This window comes from Sphingomonas sp. GV3 (assembly GCF_031082075.1).
Taxonomy (GTDB): domain Bacteria; phylum Pseudomonadota; class Alphaproteobacteria; order Sphingomonadales; family Sphingomonadaceae; genus Sphingomonas; species Sphingomonas beigongshangi.
Window position 1 is genome coordinate 970208 of record NZ_JARWLE010000001.1, and the last position, 18971, is coordinate 989178.

The window sequence follows — 18971 nt, forward strand, 5'->3', positions numbered from 1 at the left end:
TGCGCCCGCTTTCTGTTTCGGTGGCGCGCATGCTTCGTCGTCTGATCGTCGCCGCGCTGCTCGCGGCCCCCGCCCCCGCCCTCGCCCAGGCGCTGACCCCGGCCGAAAGCGCGAAGATCGATACCATCGTCGCCGATACGCTGCGCGACACGGGCGTACCGTCGGCGTCGATCGCGGTCGTACGCGACGGGCGGATCGTCCTGGCCAAGGCCTATGGGAAACAGTCTGAGACCGCGAAGATTGCCGATCCCGCAGCGCTGTACCAGATTGCCTCCATCTCCAAGCAGTTCACCGCCGCGGCGATCCTGATGCTGGCGGACGAAGGCAAGCTCAAGCTCGACGATCCCGTCAGCGAATATGTCTCCGGCGTCACCGAGGGCGACCGTATCACCATCCGCCAGTTGCTCAGCCACACGTCCGGCCTGCGCGACTATTGGCCACAGGACTATAGCTTCAAGGCGATGGCAACGCCCGTCACCCCGCGCGAGATCGTGCGCCGCTGGGGTTCCGAGAAGCTGGACTTCCCGCCCGGCACGCAGTGGCAATATTCCAACACCGGCTATGTCGTGGCGGGCATGATCGTAGAGAAAGTTGCCGGCGAGCCGCTGCTGACCTTTCTCCAGCGGCGGATCTTCCAGCCCCTGGGCATCCGTGCGATCGATCAGGACAAGGCGGTCGGCCCCGGCTTCCCCCAGGGGTACAAGCGCTATGCGCTGGGCCCCGTCCGGGTCGAGACGCCGGCGGCGCCCGGCTGGCTCTACGCGGCAGGGGAATTGGCGATGAGCGCCCAGGACCTCGCCAAATGGGACATCGCGCGCATCGATCGCGCCCTGCTGCCCGCCGCCGATTGGCAGGCTCAGGAAACCGAGGTCAAGCTCGCCGACGGCTCGGGGACGGGATACGGTCTTGGGGTCGATGTCGGCACGCGCGACGGACATCCGATCGTCGAACATGGCGGCGAGGCGGTCGGCTTCCTGTCGGAGAACATCGTGTTTCCGAAGGATCGCGCCGCGGTCGTCGTGCTGACCAACGCCTGGTTTTCCGATGCGCAGAGCCGCATCGCGAACGGCATCGCCAAGGTCATCCTGCCGCCCGCCGCCGCGACCATTCCCGGCGATGCCGAAGCGCTGACGCAGGCGCGCCGGCTGTTCGATCAGCTGCGCGGCGGTACGCTCGACCGCGCGCTGCTCACCGAAGACGCGAATTATTATTTCACACCGTCGGCGCAGGCGGACTATCGCACGAGCCTCTCCGCGCTCGGCGAACCGACCGGCTTCACGCAGGTCGGCCGGGCGAAGCTGCGGGGCGGCTTCGTCTACCGCGGCTTCCGGGTCACCTATCCGGGGCGGACGCTGTCGATCGCGACCTTTGCACTGCCCGGCATCGCGCAGCCCTTCGAACAGTTCCTGGTGAGCCCCGCACAATGACCGCGACTGATTTTGCCGCGCTGCTCCAGCCCGACCGCGGCCAACCGGCGCGCACGATCCAGGTCGTCCCGCCGGATCGCTTCGCCGCCTGGCTGACCGCGCAACCGCAACGGGTCCGTACCGCCGTCGCCGCGCATGGTCTGACCGGCAAGGCGGGGGACCGCGCCGTGCTCCCGGCGGAGGCGGCGGACGACTGGTCGATGCTGCTGGTGTGCGACGAACCGACCAGCTCGCCGTGGCGGATCGCGTCGCTCGGCGCCTCGCTGCCGCCGGGCACCTATCGTCTCGCCGACGCCGACGCGGGCGCGTCGGCACTCGGCTGGTTGCTCGCACAGCACCGGTTCGACCTGTATCGCAAAGGCAATCATCCCGATCCACGCGTGCTGCTGACCACCGAACCCGCTGCGATCCAAGAGACCGTGCGCGTTGCGACCGCGACCGCGCGCGTCCGCGATCTCGTCAACACCGGCGCGTCGGACCTCGGCCCCGCCGAACTCGAAGACGCCGCGTCCGCGCTGGCGCAGGAGCATCATGCGACGCTTTCGGTGACGCGCGGCGAGGCGCTGGCGAGCGGATATCCGATGATCCACGCGGTCGGCCAGGCCGCGGTGCGGGAGCGGGCGCCCAGGCTGATCGAGCTCGGCTGGGGCGATGCGGCACACCCGCGCGTCGCGATCATCGGTAAGGGCGTGGTGTTCGACACCGGCGGCCTCGATCTCAAACCCTCGACCGCCATGCGCCTGATGAAGAAGGACATGGGTGGCGCGGCCCATGCGCTGGCGCTGGCCGAGCTAGTGATGGCGGCAAAGCTACCCATACGGCTGCATCTGCTGATCCCGGCGGTGGAAAATGCCGTCGCGGGCAATGCGTTTCGACCAGGTGACGTGCTGCGAAGTCGTGCTGGCCTGACGGTCGAGAACACGAACACCGATGCGGAGGGGCGCCTGATCCTGGGCGACGCGCTGACCCGGGCTGGCGAGGAGGCGCCCGAGCTGATCCTCGACTTCGCGACGCTGACCGGGGCCGCGCGCGTCGCGCTGGGGCCCGACCTGCCGCCGCTGTTCACCGACGACGAGGCGCTGGCCGCGGATCTGCTTGCCGCCGGTGCGACGGTGCACGATCCGCTGTGGCGCCTGCCACTTTGGGATGGCTATGACGAGATGCTCAAGTCGGACATCGCGGACATGGTCAATGCGCCCGACGGCGGCTTCGCCGGCGCGATTACGGCCGCCCTGTTCTTACGCCGCTTCGTCCCGAAGGGCGTCCCCTGGGCGCACATGGACGTGTTCGCCTGGCGACCGGCGGCGAAGCCCGCGCGGCCCAAGGGTGGCGACGCCTTCGCGCTGCGTGCCTGCTACCAGCTGCTCAAGACCCGCTACGCCGCGCGTTGAGTTCGGCGTCGCCGGGAATGTCCCACTCCTGATCGCGCAACACGGTCGAGAGGACGGGCCGCCCGTCGGCATCGCGCCAGGGGCGATAGCGGAACCGCGTCTCGACCGCGCGACAGGTGATCGCATCGATCTCTGCGCTGCCGCTGGTGCCGACGACGCGACAGTCGCTGGCACGGCCATCGATCCCGACGCGATACCGCATGCGGACGGTGCCGTGAAAGCCCTCCTCCAGTGCCCAGCGCGGGACGTCGCGACCGCGTACGTCGCCGCGGACAAGGACGGGCGTGCGCTCCAGCCCGCTGCCGTCGCCGTCGCCGTCACCGCCCGCGCCGTTGCCATTGCCGATGCCGCCGGCGCCGGTCCCCGGCCCTGGACGATCGGAGGCGCCCGACGTCGCCTGCACGCCGACATTGGGCAAGGGCGCGACGACGATCGGTGGCGGTACGGTCATGATCACCGGTACCGGTGCGGTGACCTCAGTCGCCTTGGAGCGGATGTTCGGCGGGGACGCCTTGCCGCTGGGCCGCATCACCTTCCTCGGCGGCGGCACGACGCGCTCGGGCGGCGGGGGAGGATCGGGCAGGACGGTGAAGGTGTCGAGGCCCTGCTGCATGGCCGGCGGTAGGAATCCCGCCGCCAGCCCGTGCAGCAACACGAACCCCAGTCCGCCCACCATCAGTGCGGTGAGCGCGGCGGCCCCTGCCCGTTCCCCGAGCCCACGCTGATCAAAGCTTCGTCGCGGCGCAATCATCATCGATCAGATGATGCCGCACCACGCCTTTCGCAACGCTGACCGCGGCGTGAGCGGCGTTGCGCCTACAGCGCCGCCGCCGCGCGAATGATCGGCACGAACTTCGCGGCGGTCAGGCTTGCGCCGCCGACCAGCGCGCCGTCCACGTCGGGACACGAAAGGATGCCGGCCGCATTGTCGCCGGTGACCGAACCGCCATACAGGATGCGGATGCCGTCCGCCGCGTCGCCGACGAGCATGCGCAACTTGGCGCGCGCAATGGCATGGATCGACTGGATATCCTCCAGCGTCGGCGTGCGGCCCGTCCCGATGGCCCAGCGGGGTTCGTAGGCCAAAGTGAACCAGCTGCCGTCGGCATGGTCGGGCACCGATTTCTCGATCTGCGCCTGGACGACGCGCTCGGCGCGATCCGCGTTGCGTTCCGCCTCCGTCTCGCCGCAGCAGGCGATCACCGTCAGGCCATGGCGTCGCGCAGCCGCCGCTTTCGCCCAGGCATCGTGGCTGGTCTCTCCCTGGTCGGCACGCCGCTCGGAATGGCCCACGATCGCAAACCGCGCGCCCGCCTCGCGCACCATGCCGGCGGAGACGCAGCCCGTGTGCGCCCCGCTATCTGCCTCATGCACGTCTTCCGCGCCGATCATCAGGGCAGGCACGCGCTGCGCCGCCGGCGCGATCAGCGTGAAGGGTACCGCGACCGCGACGTCGACGCCGGGTGACTCGGCCGCCGCCGCGGCGATACCGTCCAATTCATTGAGGCACGCGAGCGACCCGTTCATCTTCCAATTGCCTGCCACCAGCTTGCGCCGCGTCATCGTCTTCCCCTTGACCCATGTTCTTTTGTGGGTCCGGCGATGGCGCGGCGCGCGCTTGATGGCAAGCCGCCATCCCCGTAAAGCCCGTGCAACTCATCAAGGGACGATCGGCCTCTTTCATGCTCAGCTTCTTCCGCCGGATCATCAATTCCAAGGCCGGCGTCATCGTCACCTTCGTCGTTTTGGGCGTCATCGCGATCGCGTTCGCGGCCGGCGACGTCACCGGACTGCGTGGCGGAAACAGCGGCGGCCTCACGGGCAATTACGTCGTCAAGGTCGGGGGCGAGAAGGTCTCCGTCGCCGACCTGGAAAGCCGCATGCAGAGCGAGCTGCAGGATGCGCGACAGCAGCAGCCGACGATCACCATGGCCGACCTGATCGCCCAGGGCGGAATGCAGGCGGCGCTCGACCGGTCCGTCAACAGCCTCGCGCTCGACGAATTCGGTCATAATCAGGGCATGATCGTCTCGAAGCGTGCGGTCGACGGCCAGATCGCCAGCATTCCGGGGCTTCGCGGGCCCAACGGCCAATTCGATCCCGCCATCTATCAGCAACTGTTGCAACAGCGGCGGCTGACCGACGCGCAGGTGCGCAGCGACATCGCGCGCGGCCTGATGGCGCAGCAGCTCATCCTGCCGACGCAGGGCGCGACGCAGTTCCCACAGAAGGTCGCGCTGCCCTATGCCAGCCTGCTGCTCGAGAAGCGCGACGGGCGGATCGGCTTCATCCCGGCACAGGCGATGGACACGGGCGCGGCGCCGAGCGATGCCGAAATCCAGGCCGCCTATCGTCGCGGTATCGCGCGCTACACTGTGCCGCAGCGGCGCACCGTCCGCTATGCGATCGTCACGCCCGACCAGGTCAAGGCGCGCGTCGCGCCGACCGACCAGGAGATCGCGCAGGTCTATAACGAGCAGAAGGTCCGCTACGCCGCGGTGCAGAAGCGCGACATCACGCAGGTCGTCGTGCTTGACCAGGCCGGCGCGAACGCCCTTGCCGCGAAGGTCAGGGGCGGCGCCGCGCTCGCCGACGCGGCCCGCGCGGCTGGGCTCGAGCCTTCGACGCAAAAGGCGATGACGAAGGACGCCTATCGGGCGGCGACCTCCGCCGCGGCCGCGGACGCTGTATTCGGTGCCGCCAAGGGTGCGGTGGTCGGGCCAGTGCGCGGCGCGCTCGGCTGGATCGTCGCGCGAGTCGACACCATCGCCGACGTCCCGGGCAAGACGCTGGAGCAGGCGCGGCCGGAGATCGTCGCGGAACTGACCAAGCAGAAGCAGGAGCAGGCGCTGCGGCAGATCCACGATGCGCTCGATGATTCGCTCGCCCGCAACACGACGTTCGACGAAGCCGTCGCCGATCAGAAGCTGGCGGGGCAGCAGACGCAACCGCTTCTGGCCAACGGCGTCAATCCCGATGCACCCGGCACCCCCGCAGATCCGAAGCTTGCCCCTATCGTCGCCGCGGCCTTCCAGATGCAGGAAGGCGATGCGGCACAGCTCGTGCCGCTGGGCCAGGACGGCGGCTTCGCGCTGGTCGCTCTCGGTCGGATCACGGCCGCGACGCCCCGACCGCTGGCGCAGGTGCGCGACGCGGTCGTCGCCGATATCCGTGCGGACCGCGCCCGTGCCGCGGCGCGCACGCTGGCGGCGCAGGTCCTGGCCAAGGTCAACAAGGGCATGCCGCTGGCGCAGGCGCTGGCAGGCGCAGGGCGCGCATTGCCGCCGCCGCAGGCGATCTCCGCGGTCCGCGGCCAACTCGCCGCCAATCCCCGCGGCGCGCAGCCTGGCCTGGTGCTGATGTTCAGCATGGTGCCGGGCACTGCGAAGATGCTGGAAGCGCCAAATAAATCGGGCTGGCTGATCGTCGACCTCGATCGCGTCACACCCGGCGACGCGCGCGGCAACGCCCAGCTCGTCACCGGGACGCGGCAGGATCTCGCGCGGATCGTCGGACGCGAATATGTCGACCAGTTCGCACGCGCGGTCCGTAATCAGGTCGGCGTGAAGACCGACACGGGTGCCCTGGCGCGCGTGCGGGCGGAGCTCAGTGGCGCGAACCCGGCCGCCGGCAACTGACGTGCAACAGGCGATCGACGCGCTCGCCGCGGGCGGCCCCGCCTTCGTCTGGCGACGGCAGGTCGCGGATACCGACACGCCCGTCGCCGCCGCGCTGAAGCTGATCGAGCCTGGACGCGGCGACTATCTGCTGGAATCGGTCGAGGGCGGCGCGACCCGGGGGCGGTACAGCCTGATCGGGCTCGCCCCCGACCTCGTCTTCCGCGCGCGCGGCGACGCGGCCGAGATCAACCGCAACTGGTCGAGCGATCGCGACGCCTTCGCGCCCGCCGGCCGCCCCACGCTCGACGCTCTGCGCGCGTTGGTCGGCGAGTGCCGGGGCGAGGTGCCCGTCGATCTGCCGCCAGCGCTCGCCTGCCTCGTGGGCTATTTCGGCTATGAGACGATCGGCCTGGTCGAACGGCTCGACGCGCCTGCCGCCGATCCGCTTGGCCTGCCCGACATGCTCTTCGTGCGCCCGACGACGATCCTCGTCTTCGACCGCCTTGCCGACGCGCTGTACCTGGTCGCGCCGCTGTGGCCGGGTGAGGGCGATGCCGCGGCGCGGGTCGCGGCGGCCGAGGCGCAGCTCGACGATGTGGCCGCGCGTCTCGCGGGAACGCCCCTGCCGGCCCCCGTCCGCGCCTCGGCGACGGAGCCGGTCTACACCCCCGCGATGGCGCCTGCCGCCTACGAGAGGATGGTCCTGCGCGCGCAGGACTATATTCGTGCCGGCGACATATTTCAGGTCGTGCTGGCGCAGCGTTTTTCCGCGCCCTTCGCATTGCCGCCGCTCGAACTCTATCGCAGCCTGCGGCGGATCAATCCCTCGCCGTTCCTGTACCATCTCGACCTGCCCGGCTTCGCGCTGATCGGCTCCAGTCCGGAAATCCTGGTGCGCGTGCGCGACGATGCGGTGACGATCCGTCCCATCGCAGGCACTCGCCCGCGCGGCCGCACCGCCGCAGAGGACGAGGCGAACCGGCAGAGCCTGCTCGCGGATCCCAAGGAGCGGGCAGAGCATCTAATGCTGCTCGACCTCGGTCGCAACGATGTCGGTCGTGCCGCGGCACCGGGATCGGTCAGGGTCACGGCGAGCTACGGGATCGAATTCTATAGCCACGTCATGCACATCGTATCGAACGTCGTCGGTACGCTGCATCCCGACCGTGACGCAATCGATGCACTGTTCGCGGGCTTCCCGGCCGGTACCGTCTCCGGCGCGCCGAAGGTGCGCGCCTGCCAGATCATCGCGGAACTCGAACCGGAGCGGCGCGGCGCCTATGCCGGCGGCGTCGGCTATTTCTCGCCGGACGGATCGATGGATTCGTGCATCGTGCTGCGTACGGCGATCGTGAAGGACGGCATGATCCATGCGCAGGCCGGCGCCGGCGTGGTCGCCGACAGCGTGCCGGCCTATGAGCAGCGGGAATGCGAAGCGAAGGCCGGTGCCATCCTCGCCGCGGCTCGCGACGCGGTCGCCCGTGCCGCGGAGGCCGGATTCGGCCAGTAGCCCGTCAGGGCACCTGTTCGGCCGCGGCACGCTTGGCCCGTTCCTCGGCCGCCCACTGACGGTTTGCCGCCAGCGCACATCCGCTCTGTCCGCCGGTGCCCACCGGCGAACAGGTGTCGGGCAGCCCCCCTGCGACGCGGCCGACCTGATCCATCGTCGCCGTGCGGTTGACCCAGCTCTGGTTCTGCGCCGGGATGGGTCCGCTGTCGCGGAACTGCTTGGGAATGCGATAGGGCTGATCGAGCGTCGAGCAGACGACGATCTCGTTGCTGCTGCTCTGCGGGCATTTCTCGCCCCGGTTGAGCGTGACGCTGCGCACGCGTTGGGGCGGCTGGCCGCTCGCCGCCTGTTCCGCCGATCCGGCCGATTCTGCAGTCTGCGCCGAAGCGACAGCGGGGAGGCCGATCAGCGCGGCAACGATCAGGGGGCGAAACATCACAACGTCTCCTTCTGCGCCAATCAACGATCGAGCACGGTTCGGGCTCCATATCGCATCGTCCGCGATACGCCATGCTCGTTGCCGGCCCATGGTGCCCGAACCTGCATTGCCGGGGCCACATTGCCGGAAGATGACTCGCGGGCAACAGCCGTTGCGTGGCCTAGCCGTTGCGCTATGGCGCAGCGATGATCCTCGTCATCGACAATTATGACAGCTTCACCTGGAACCTCGTCCATTATCTGATGGAATTGGGCACGAAGGTGGAGGTGGTCCGCAACGACGCGATCTCGCCGGGGCAGGCGCTGTCGTCGGGTGCGGAGGCGTTCCTGATCTCGCCGGGCCCCTGCACGCCCAACGAGGCTGGCGTCAGCCTGGACCTGGTCGGCGCCTGTGCCGAAGCCGGTCGGCCGCTGCTCGGGGTCTGCCTGGGGCATCAGGCGATCGGTCAGTATTTCGGCGGGCGGGTCGAGAGGGGCGGCCTGATGCACGGCAAGACCTCGCCCGTCCTGCACGACGGCACCGGGCTGTTCGAGGGCCTGCCCTCGCCTTTCACCGCGACGCGTTACCATAGCCTGATCGTCAACGACGTTCCGGCGCCGCTGGTCGTCAACGCGCGCGCCAACGACGGCAACGTCATGGGCTTCCGCCACGAAAGCCTGCCGATCCACGGGGTGCAATTCCATCCCGAGAGCATCGCCACCGAACACGGCCATGCCATGCTCGCCAACTTCCTGAAGGCCGCGGGCATCGCGACGCGGGCGATCGCCGCGTGACCAGCCATTCCCTGCTGCCCGATCCGTCGACGCCTCTGTCGCGCGAAAGCGCGCGCCAGGCGTTCGCGGACATTCTCGACGCCCGAGCCTCCGAAGAGGATATTGGCGCCTTCCTGCTCGCACTGTCCGATCGCGAGGAGACCAGCCTCGAGATCGCCGAGGCGGCGCGCAGCCTGCGCGAACGCATGGTGCCCATCGGGGCCCCGCCGGGCGCGATCGACGTCTGCGGCACGGGCGGCGACGGCCACCACACGCTGAATGTCTCGACAGCGGTCGCGCTCGTCGTCGCCGCCTGCGGCGTACCGGTCGCGAAGCACGGCAATCGTGCCGCATCGTCCAAGGCCGGCGCGGCCGACACGCTCGAGGCGCTCGGCCTCGACCTCGACGTGGCGGGCGCGACCGCCGAAGGCAGCCTGGCCGACCTCGGCATCGCCTTCCTGTTTGCCGCCAACCATCATCCCGCGATGAAGCGCATCACCCCGATCCGTCGCCGCATCGGCAAGCGGACGATCTTCAACCTGATGGGTCCGCTGGCCAATCCGGCGCGCGTCTCGCGTCAGCTGCTCGGCATCGCGCGCCCGGACTACACCGGCCTCTATGCCGAGGCGCTGGCACAGCTCGGAACCGAGGCTGCGGCAGTGATCGCGGGCGAAGAGGGTCTGGACGAGCTTTCCACCGCCGGCCCCAGCATCGCCGTCTGCGTCGGCACCGCCGCCCTGCCCGCGCGGATCGCGCCCGAGGACGCGGGTCTCGCCCGGCATCCGCTTGCCGCGCTGCGTGGCGGGGATCCCGCCTATAACGCCACTGCCCTGCGGCACCTCTTGGCCGGTGAGGATGGCGCCTATCGCGATGCCGTTCTACTCAACGCCGCGGCGGCGCTCGTCGTCGCGGGCCATGCCACTTCCCTCATCGAGGGCGCGCGCGATGCCGCGCGCGCCCTCGATGACGGCAGCGCCGGCGCGCTGCTCGACCGCTGGATCGCCTACCGATGACCACCATCCTCTCCCGCATCGTCGAAACCAAGCGCGCCGAGGTCGCCGCCCGAAAGGCGACGACCAGCCTGGCCGACCTGGACGCCCGGATCGCATCCGTGACGCGCCCGCGCGGGTTCCGCGCGGCGCTCGACGCCAAGCAGGGCCATGCGCTGATCACGGAAATCAAGAAAGCGAGCCCGTCCAAGGGTTTGATTCGCGAGGACTTCGACCCACCGGCGCACGCCCGCGCCTATGAGGCCGGCGGCGCCGCCTGCCTGTCGGTGCTGACCGACGAGCAATGGTTCCGCGGCTGCGACGACGACCTCATCGCCGCGCGCGCCGCCTGCAGCCTGCCGGTGATCCGCAAGGATTTCATGGTCGATCCGTGGCAAGCGACCGAATCGCGCGCGATCGGCGCCGACGCGATCCTGATCATCGTCTCCGCCCTCGACGACGGCCAGATGGCGGAGATCGAGGCGAGCGCCCTCGACTGCGGCATGGACGTGCTGGTCGAAGTCCACGATGCGCACGAATTCGATCGCGCGCTGCGGCTGAAATCGCGGCTGATCGGCGTCAACAACCGCAACCTCCATGACTTCACCGTCGATTTTCGCCGCACGTTCAAGCTTGTCGACAGGGCGCCGCCGGGGTGCACCTTCGTCGCGGAAAGCGGCCTGTCGGCACGCGCCGACCTCGACGCGCTGGCGGACCATGGCGTGCATTGCTTCCTGATCGGTGAGTCGCTGATGCGCCAGCCCGACCTCACCGCCGCGACCCGGGCCTTGCTCGGATGAGCGGCCTGACGCACATCGACGCCGATGGCGCCGCCCGCATGGTCGACGTCGCCGGCAAGGCGGTGACGACGCGCGAAGCGACCGCGACCGGCCATATCGCGATCGCCGCCGATGCGCTTGCCGCCATCCGAGACGGTGCGACGAAGAAGGGCGATGTCCTCGCCGTGGCACGGATCGCCGGCATCATGGCGGCGAAGCGCACCGCCGACCTCATCCCCCTGTGCCATCCGTTGCCGCTGACCCGCGTCACCCTCGACCTGGCGATCGCGGCCGACGGCATCGTCGCCACCGCGACCGCGGCGACGGAGGGCAAGACCGGCGTCGAGATGGAGGCGCTCACTGCAGCGTCCGTCGCCTTGCTGACGATCTACGACATGGCCAAGGCGCTCGACCGGGCCATGACGATCAGCGGCCTGCGCCTGCTCGCCAAGTCCGGTGGCGCGTCGGGCGATTGGCAGGCGGCATGAGCCTGCTGCCGATCGCGGAGGCGCAGGCGCGGCTGTTCGCGCTCGCGACGCCGGTTGCGATCGAGACCGTGCCGCTCATGGCCGCACATGGTCGCTGGGCGACAGAAGACGTTAGGGCCCAGCGAACGCAGCCCGCACACGACCTGTCCGCCATGGACGGCTATGCGATCCGCGCCGCCGATTTGCCCGGGCCCTGGACGATGATCGGCGAGAGCGCCGCCGGACGTCCCTTCGCCGGCCGCGTCGGCGTGGGAGAGACGGTCCGTATCTTCACCGGCGCCGCGCTACCCGATGGCGCCGATACCGTGATGGTGCAGGAAGAGGTCGAGGCGGCCGGAGCGACGATCCGCCTGGTCGGCGAGGGGCCCGGCCGGGCCGGACGCAACGTCCGCCGCCGCGGGCTGGATTTCACCGAAGGCGACCGATTGATCGCAGGCGGCGAGCGGATCACGCCCGCCCGCCTCGCCGTCGCCGCGACAGGCGGCGTCGGCGCGATTTCGGTGCGTCGCCGCGTCCGCGTCGCCATCTGCGCGACCGGAGACGAACTGGTCGCGCCCGGGACGCAGCGGACGCCGGGCGAGCTGCCCGAATCCAATCGCGCGATGCTGGCGGCGATGCTGGCGGATCTGCCGGTCGACCTGATGGACCTCGGCATCCTCCCGGACGACCTGCCGACACTGCGCGACGCCTTCTCCATGGTCGACACCGACCTGCTCGTCACGACCGGCGGCGCGTCGGTCGGCGATCACGATCTCGTCCGTCCCGCGATCGAGGCGGCGGGCGGCCGCATCGACTTCTGGCGGATCGCGCTGCGCCCGGGCAAGCCGATGATGGCGGGCCGGCTCGGCGCGGCGGCGCTGCTCGGCTTGCCGGGCAACCCCGTCTCCGCCTTCGTCACCGCCATGCTGTTCGTCCGGCCGATGATCGCGCACCTTGCCGGCGCCGCCGATCCCCTGCCCCGCGCCACCAGCGTGTTGATCGGCGAGGATCTGCCGGCCAATGGCGCACGGACAGATTATCTGCGCGCGGAACTTCGGGACGGCCGGGCCTATGCGTCGACCATCCAGGACAGTTCGATGCTGCTCACGCTGGCGCGGTCGCATTGCCTCGTCGTCCGTCCGGCCGGCGCGCCCCCAGCCCGTGCCGGCGACTCGGCGCAGGTCCTGATGATCGCTTGACGGCAAGTAAAGTGTTCCCTAGAAGTTCCGCGTCTGTTCTGACGGGAAGGACCGCCCATGCTCACGCGCAAGCAGCACGAGCTTGTCTGCTTCATCAATGATCGACTGGAAGAGACCGGCATCTCCCCGTCGTTCGAGGAGATGAAGGAGGCGCTCGATCTCAAGTCCAAATCCGGCGTGCATCGGCTGATCAGCGCGCTGGAGGAACGCAATTTCATCCGCCGATTGCCCAACCGCGCGCGCGCGCTGGAAGTGCTGCGGATGCCGGAACGTCCCGAGAAGACGTCGCCCGCGGCCAGTGCCGCGGCAGCGGCGCCGGCGGCCGCACCAGCGCGCGGCAATGTCCGCCCCGCAACCACGCCCGCAAACGACGTCGTCGAGATCCCGCTGCATGGGCGCATCGCGGCGGGTGTCCCCATCGAGGCATTCGAGGGCAGTTCGATGCTCGCCGTCCCGGCGGCGCTGCTCGGATCGGGGGAGCATTATGCGCTCGAGGTTTCGGGCGACTCGATGGTCGAGGCGGGTATCCTCGACGGCGACTATGCGCTCATCCGGCGCACCGAGACCGCGCGTGACGGCGAGATCGTCGTCGCGCTGATCGAGGACAGCGAAGCGACGCTCAAATATTTCCGGCGCGAGGGCGCGATGATCCGGCTCGACCCGGCCAATCGCGCCTATGAGCCGCAGCGCTATCGCCCCGACATCGTCCGCGTACAGGGCAAGCTGTCCGGTATCCTGCGTCGTTACGACTGACGGCGCGGTACGGGGCCGGAACGGAGACGCTCGCCGCCACGGACGGTTCGGCATCGGGGCAGCGGATGCGTCTGCGTATCTGCGTGGATCGCGACGGCCGCTTTAAGCCGCGACCGCATGCGTCGATGCGAGCCGGCACGCACGCCTCGCGGACGCTTCCTTCCTTCGCGGCCGCGGAAGGCGGTCCGCAGCGCCTTAGGGGTGCGCTCGTCCCGTATCGCTCTTTGCCGGGCCTCGCGACAGATCGCAGGGTGCGCAAAGGCGGGAATAGCGCGGAGCGCGCCTGCCCGCGGCCGTTTCGCGGCGTGCCCGGCGCGACGGTCGTATTTGCGCATTGCAGCTCTCGATCGCGATACGGGTCGGGCCGCGCATCGATCGTCGTCAGGACCCGCGACCGAGCGATCCCGGATTGCGCGCAAAGCTGGCAGCATGGGTACGGCGCGTCCATGGATTCGCAGAGACGTCCCGATACCGAATCGCCTCGGTGGGCGTCGCATGCGGCGGCGTCACCCAGGGATGGGCATCCTCGGGCGTCCGGACGGTGACGACGCGCCGGGACGCGAGCGCGATCGAAACACCGCCCGTGCGCCGCAATAGGCCGAGGTCGAGCCGCAGCCAGCGCGGACGGCACCGCGCGGGAAGACGGCGGTCGCTGACGACGATGTCGGCACGCGCACACGCCTGGCGCAGCATCTCCCATGGCAGGGGATAGGCGCTGCGCGTTGCGAGAAGGCGCCAGTGCCGTCCGCCGCGGACGAGCGCGATCGCGCAGGCGTCGCGGGTGCATTGCGCTTCGGGACGATCCGACACCAGCATCGGATCGTTCTGCCCGCCCCCGGTTTCGCGTAGCATGTTGCGGACGTAGTCGCCGGACCTGTCGCGCAGAACGGCCAGACCGTCGCGGGTGCGCACCGCAAGGTGCCTGCCGTCGCCCGTGATGAGGATGTCGGGCGCCGGCGTGAACGCCATCCAGAGGCACCCCGCGACGAGCGGCACCGCGCCCAGCCAGCGGACCGAGGACTGCCATAGCGCCAGCCACAGGCCGCCGCCGACGCACAGGGCGAAGGCCGATGCTGGCACGGTGGCGAGCGCCATGGCGGACCCCGGCAGCGCGGCGACGGATCGGGCGATCCACAGCAGCAGCGCCATGCCCTTTCCCGTCAGCCACCAGAAGGGTGCGCCGAGCCCCGCCGCGTCCATCAGCAGCGCGAGCGCCTCCAGCGGCATGATGACGAAGGTGGTCAGCGGTATTGCGACGATATTGGCGAAGGCGCCATAAATACCCGCCCGGTGGAAATGATAGATCGCTATCGGCATCAGCGCCGCCTCGACCAGCAGGCCGGTGACCAGCAGCGACAGGAGTTCCCGCGCGACGCGGCGCACGCGCGTGACCTCCTTGGCGGCGAAAAGCGACGCGATCCGGGGATGCTCGTGAAACGCGACGATCGACACGATCGCGGCGAAGGAAAGCTGGAAGCTAGGCCCGACGAGCGCATCCGGCCAGCCGATCAGGACGACGACGGCACCGCCGGCCACCAGTCGCAGCGTGATCGCCTGCCGTCCCATCGCCATTGCAGCCAGCACCATCAGCGCGGCGACGCATGATCGTATCGTGGGAATCTGGTTGCCGGTCAGCCAGGTATAGCCGATCGCCGCGGCCGCGCCCGCCATGGCGGCGACGAGGGGCAGGCGAATGCGCAGCGCGAGCCATGGCCAGAGCGCGAGCAGGCGCAGGACGACGATCATCGTCGCGCCGACCGCCGCGGTGATATGCAACCCGCTGACCGACAGCAGGTGGGCCAGTCCCGCGCGGCGCATGGCCTCCGCGTCGGCCTGGCTGATCGCCCCCTCGTCCCCCGTCGCCAGCGCCGCGGCGATGCCCCCCGCGCTCCCCTCGAGCTGCGCGGTGATGTGGCGCGTCAGGCGGTCGCGCAACGCGGCGCCGCCCTCGCTTCCGCGCCTCGAAACGGACAGGGGGCCGAATGCCCGTCCTGTTGCGCCGATGCCCGCGAACCAGGCGACGCGCGCATAATCATAGGCGCCGGGCACCGCCGCTTCGGGCGGCGGCAGCAATCGCGCCGACAGGCGCACGCGATCGCTTGGCGCGATCGTATCCCGGACGTTCGCCGCGTCGACGTTGACCCGTATGCGGGTTGGCAGGCCGAGCCCGGCATCGGGGCGGATCGTCAGCCGCACCAGGCCGCGCGCGGTCAGGGGTTCCGCCTGTTCCACCACCCCTGCGAACCGGACCACCGCCGGATGAGCGAGCACGGGTGCGGTAGCGCGCTCGGCATGCCACCAGGCGAGGGCCACGCCGATCGCCACGGCGAGCGCGCCCGTCGCGACCGCCCGCGCCAGTCGGGTTCGCCCGTCGATCGCGGCCGCCCCCAGGCCCAGGCCGGTCGCAGCGAGGATTGCCGTCCGCCACGCGCGCGGATCGGGCGACACGAACCAGATCGCGATGCCCAGGCCCAGCATGACGGGCAGCCACAAGGGCAGCTGCTCGCGTTCCGATTCCAGCCATCGCTCGATCCGCCGGAGCGACCGGCCCCCTCCCGCGGGCCACGGGATTTGAAGGCGCGGAATGCGCGTGCTAGGGGCCGCCGCGGTTGAATAGGCCATCACCTCGAACCCTAAGGAGCAGGCGCGGTTGGGCGCAACAGTGGATCACGACGCGAACGGGAACGCCGCCGCCACGGGCACGGCGATCGTCACCCGGTTCGCCCCTTCGCCGACCGGCTATCTCCATCTGGGCGGCGCGCGCACGGCGCTGTTCAACTGGCTTTTTGCCCGCCATCACGGCGGCAGGTTCCTGCTGCGCATCGAGGACACCGATCGCGCCCGCTCGACCCAGCCGGCGATCGACGCGATCCTGGCGGGGCTGAAGTGGCTCGGCATCGACTGGGACGGCGATGCGGTCTTCCAGTTCGCGCGCGCCGACCGGCATGCCGAGGTCGCGCACAAGATGGTCGCGAGCGGCAACGCCTACCGCTGCTACATGACGCAGGAAGAGATCGCCGCACAGCGCGAGGCGGCGCAGGCGGAAAAGCGTCCCTTGCGGATCCGCTCGCCCTGGCGTGACCGGACCGATCATCCCGAGGGCCAGCCCTATGTCGTCCGGCTGAAGGCACCGCGCGAGGGTGCGACGACGATCGAGGATCGCGTGCAGGGATCGGTGACCGTGCAGAACGCGGAGCTTGACGATCTCATCCTGCTGCGGTCGGACGGCACCCCCACCTACATGCTCGCGGTGGTCGTCGACGACCATGATATGCGCGTGACGCACGTGATCCGTGGCGACGACCACCTCAACAACGCGTTCCGGCAGTTGCCGATCTACCGCGCGATGGATTGGCCGGAACCAGTCTACGCCCACATTCCGCTGATCCACGGTACCGACGGCGCGAAGCTGTCGAAGCGCCACGGCGCGGTCGGGATCGAGGCCTATCGCGACGAGCTCGGGATCCTGCCCGAGGCGTTCGACAACTATCTGCTTCGCCTCGGCTGGGGCCATGGCGACGACGAAATCATCAGCCGCGAGCAGGCGGTAGAATGGTTCGATCTGGCCGGCGTCGGCAAGAGCCCGTCGCGTTTCGACCTCAAGAAGCTCGAGAACCTCAACGGACACTATATCCGCGCCGCCGACGACGGGCGGCTGGCCCGCCTCGTCGCGAACATCGGTGGATACGGCGAAGACAGCATCCCCCTGCTCACCCAGGCGATGCCGTTCCTAAAGGCGCGTGCCGCCAATCTCAACGAACTGGCGGACGGCGCCCGCTTCCTCTTCGCGCAGCGTCCGGTGACCTTGGAAGCGTCCGCCTCGGACCTGCTCTCCGACGAAGCGCGATCGTTGCTTGCGCAACTGCACACGGCGCTTGACGCAGTGCAGCAGTGGGATCAGGAGACGATCGAAGCAGCGGTACGGCAGGTCGCCGACGCCCGGGGCGCCAAGCTCGGGCAGGTCGCCCAGCCGCTCCGCGCCGCTCTCACCGGGCGCAAGACATCGCCCGGCATCTTCGACGTGCTCGCGCTTCTGGGCAAAGAGGAAAGCCTCGGCCGGATCGCGGACCAGATGGCAGTCTGACAGGAAGGACAAGACATGACCGACACCGCGAAATTCGCCCTGGACGGCAAGGAATTCGAATACCCGGTCATGTCGGGTTCGGTCGGCCCCGACGTGGTCGACATCCGCAAGCTGTATGCGCAGACCGGCGCCTTCACCTACGATCCCGGCTTCACGTCGACCGCCTCGTGCCGGTCGGCCCTGACTTATATCGACGGCGACGAGGGTGTGCTTCTGCACCGCGGCTATCCGATCGGCGAGCTCGCCGAACAGTCGAGCTTCATGGAGGTCGCCTATCTGCTGCTGAACGGGGAACTGCCCTCGGCGGACGAGCTGCAGACGTTCAACACCACGATCACCCGCCACACGATGGTGCACGAGCAGCTCGCGGCGTTCTTCCGCGGGTTCCGCCGCGATGCGCATCCGATGGCGATCATGTGCGGCGTCGTCGGCGCGCTGTCGGCCTTCTACCACGACTCGACCGACATCCACGATCCGGTGCAGCGCACCATCGCCAGTCACCGGCTGATCGCGAAGATCCCGACGATCGCCGCGATGGCGCACAAGTACAGCGTCGGGCAGCCGTTCCTGTATCCCGACAATTCGCTGAGCTACACGGGCAACTTCCTGCGCATGACCTTCGGCGTGCCGGCGGAGCCTTATGAGGTCAATCCGGCGGTCGAGCGGGCGATGGACCGCATCTTCATCCTGCACGCCGATCACGAGCAGAACGCCTCGACCTCGACCGTCCGCCTCGCCGGATCGTCGGGGGCCAATCCGTTCGCGTGCATCGCGGCGGGCATCGCCTGCCTGTGGGGTCCGGCGCACGGCGGCGCGAACGAGGCCGCGCTCAACATGCTGCGCGAGATCGGCACGCCCGAGCGCATTCCGGAATTCATCGCCCGCGCCAAGGACAAGAACGATCCGTTCCGCCTGATGGGCTTTGGCCATCGCGTCTACAAGAACTACGATCCGCGCGCGACCGTGATGCAGAAGACGGTGCGCGAGGTGTTCGACGCGCTCAAGGTCAACGATCCCCTGTTCGAGACCGCGCTGCGGCTCGAGGAGATCGCGCTCAGCGACGATTATTTCATCGAGAAGAAGCTGTTCCCGAACGTCGACTTCTATTCGGGCGTGATCCTGTCGGCGATCGGCTTCCCGACCGAGATGTTCACCGTGCTGTTCGCGCTGGCCCGTACCGTCGGCTGGGTCGCGCAGTGGAACGAGATGATCACCGATCCCGACCAGAAGATCGGCCGTCCGCGTCAGCTCTACACCGGGCCGACGCAGCGCAGCTACGTTCCGGTGGCGGAGCGCTGATGCGCCGGCTCCGGCCGATCCTCCTCGCGGTGGGCGTCATGCTGGCGCTCACCGGTGCGCTGTGGATCGGCCAGGGTCTCGGCTACGTCCACTGGCCCGAATCGAGCTTCATGCTCGACCAGCGGATTTGGGCCGACCGCGGCAGTGCGGTCGCGGTCTTCGGTCTTTTGCTGATCCTCGTCGCACGGCGGCTGCCGCGTCACTGACGTCCCGCGCGCCGCGCAAATCCTGCCGCCGCCGGAGCCGCCTATGCGGCCACGGC

Annotated in this window: 17 protein-coding genes; 13 read left to right on the forward strand and 4 right to left on the reverse strand. The window is 69.4% G+C overall.

All coding sequences use genetic code 11. The features are described 5' to 3' along the window. The first annotated feature begins 29 nt into the window (after nucleotides 1-29). Entirely contained in the window at nucleotides 30-1427 is a 1398-nt protein-coding gene (locus RF701_RS04420; protein WP_308814208.1) for a serine hydrolase domain-containing protein, read from the forward strand. After that, nucleotides 1424-2818: a leucyl aminopeptidase family protein gene (locus tag RF701_RS04425; RefSeq protein ID WP_308814209.1), complete on the forward strand. Its 1395-nt coding sequence runs from the start codon at nucleotides 1424-1426 to the stop codon at nucleotides 2816-2818. The genes RF701_RS04420 and RF701_RS04425 overlap by 4 nt, the downstream gene beginning before the upstream one ends. On the opposite strand, the gene RF701_RS04430 is transcribed toward RF701_RS04425, so the two are convergent. Continuing rightward, the gene (locus RF701_RS04430; protein WP_308814210.1) at nucleotides 2793-3572 is read right to left on the reverse strand and encodes an energy transducer TonB; all 780 of its coding nucleotides are present in this window, start codon (nucleotides 3570-3572) and stop codon (nucleotides 2793-2795) included. The genes RF701_RS04425 and RF701_RS04430 overlap by 26 nt on opposite strands. 62 nt (nucleotides 3573-3634) lie before the next feature. Continuing rightward, on the reverse strand, nucleotides 3635-4381 hold the full coding sequence (gene tpiA / locus RF701_RS04435) for a triose-phosphate isomerase (protein ID WP_308814211.1): 747 nt from the start codon (nucleotides 4379-4381) through the stop codon (nucleotides 3635-3637). Between the two features lie 119 nt (nucleotides 4382-4500). Between tpiA and RF701_RS04440 the strand changes: the two genes are divergently transcribed. Continuing rightward, nucleotides 4501-6456 (forward strand): peptidylprolyl isomerase, encoded by a 1956-nt coding sequence (locus tag RF701_RS04440; RefSeq protein ID WP_210358453.1) that lies wholly within the window; start codon nucleotides 4501-4503, stop codon nucleotides 6454-6456. A 1-nt stretch (nucleotide 6457) separates the two neighbouring features. Next, a complete protein-coding gene (locus RF701_RS04445; protein WP_308814212.1) occupies nucleotides 6458-7948 on the forward strand; it encodes a chorismate-binding protein in 1491 nt (496 codons plus the stop codon). Nucleotides 7949-7952: 4 nt separating this feature from the next. On the opposite strand, the gene RF701_RS04450 is transcribed toward RF701_RS04445, so the two are convergent. Then, the gene (locus RF701_RS04450; RefSeq protein WP_210358451.1) at nucleotides 7953-8384 is read right to left on the reverse strand and encodes a hypothetical protein; all 432 of its coding nucleotides are present in this window, start codon (nucleotides 8382-8384) and stop codon (nucleotides 7953-7955) included. 188 nt (nucleotides 8385-8572) lie between these two features. Between RF701_RS04450 and RF701_RS04455 the strand changes: the two genes are divergently transcribed. Genes RF701_RS04455 through lexA form a run of 6 tightly spaced genes read left to right on the forward strand, consistent with a single transcriptional unit; the run spans nucleotide 8573 to nucleotide 13326 of the window. After that, nucleotides 8573-9160: an aminodeoxychorismate/anthranilate synthase component II gene (locus RF701_RS04455; protein ID WP_308814214.1), complete on the forward strand. Its 588-nt coding sequence runs from the start codon at nucleotides 8573-8575 to the stop codon at nucleotides 9158-9160. After that, nucleotides 9157-10152 (forward strand): anthranilate phosphoribosyltransferase, encoded by a 996-nt coding sequence (gene trpD, locus RF701_RS04460; RefSeq protein ID WP_308814215.1) that lies wholly within the window; start codon nucleotides 9157-9159, stop codon nucleotides 10150-10152. The genes RF701_RS04455 and trpD overlap by 4 nt, the downstream gene beginning before the upstream one ends. Further along, nucleotides 10149-10928: an indole-3-glycerol phosphate synthase TrpC gene (gene trpC / locus RF701_RS04465; protein ID WP_308814216.1), complete on the forward strand. Its 780-nt coding sequence runs from the start codon at nucleotides 10149-10151 to the stop codon at nucleotides 10926-10928. The genes trpD and trpC overlap by 4 nt, the downstream gene beginning before the upstream one ends. Beyond that, nucleotides 10925-11395: a cyclic pyranopterin monophosphate synthase MoaC gene (moaC, locus tag RF701_RS04470; RefSeq protein WP_308814217.1), complete on the forward strand. Its 471-nt coding sequence runs from the start codon at nucleotides 10925-10927 to the stop codon at nucleotides 11393-11395. Before trpC ends, moaC begins: the two co-directional genes overlap by 4 nt. Beyond that, nucleotides 11392-12573: a gephyrin-like molybdotransferase Glp gene (gene glp / locus RF701_RS04475; RefSeq protein ID WP_308814218.1), complete on the forward strand. Its 1182-nt coding sequence runs from the start codon at nucleotides 11392-11394 to the stop codon at nucleotides 12571-12573. The genes moaC and glp overlap by 4 nt, the downstream gene beginning before the upstream one ends. A gap of 57 nt (nucleotides 12574-12630) precedes the next feature. Then, nucleotides 12631-13326: a transcriptional repressor LexA gene (lexA, locus tag RF701_RS04480; RefSeq protein WP_210358446.1), complete on the forward strand. Its 696-nt coding sequence runs from the start codon at nucleotides 12631-12633 to the stop codon at nucleotides 13324-13326. 381 nt (nucleotides 13327-13707) lie between these two features. On the opposite strand, the gene RF701_RS04485 is transcribed toward lexA, so the two are convergent. Then, complete coding sequence (locus RF701_RS04485; protein WP_308814219.1) at nucleotides 13708-15819, reverse strand: ComEC/Rec2 family competence protein; 2112 nt, start codon at nucleotides 15817-15819, stop codon at nucleotides 13708-13710. A gap of 169 nt (nucleotides 15820-15988) precedes the next feature. Between RF701_RS04485 and gltX the strand changes: the two genes are divergently transcribed. Genes gltX through RF701_RS04500 form a run of 3 tightly spaced genes read left to right on the forward strand, consistent with a single transcriptional unit; the run spans nucleotide 15989 to nucleotide 18915 of the window. After that, the gene (gltX, locus tag RF701_RS04490; protein ID WP_308814220.1) at nucleotides 15989-17410 is read left to right on the forward strand and encodes a glutamate--tRNA ligase; all 1422 of its coding nucleotides are present in this window, start codon (nucleotides 15989-15991) and stop codon (nucleotides 17408-17410) included. Between the two features lie 15 nt (nucleotides 17411-17425). Next, on the forward strand, nucleotides 17426-18709 hold the full coding sequence (locus RF701_RS04495; RefSeq protein WP_203310964.1) for a citrate synthase: 1284 nt from the start codon (nucleotides 17426-17428) through the stop codon (nucleotides 18707-18709). Further along, nucleotides 18709-18915 carry a hypothetical protein gene (locus RF701_RS04500; protein WP_308814221.1) on the forward strand — a complete coding sequence of 69 codons (207 nt, stop codon included), beginning with the start codon at nucleotides 18709-18711 and terminating at the stop codon, nucleotides 18913-18915. Before RF701_RS04495 ends, RF701_RS04500 begins: the two co-directional genes overlap by 1 nt. The last annotated feature ends 56 nt before the right edge of the window (nucleotides 18916-18971 follow it).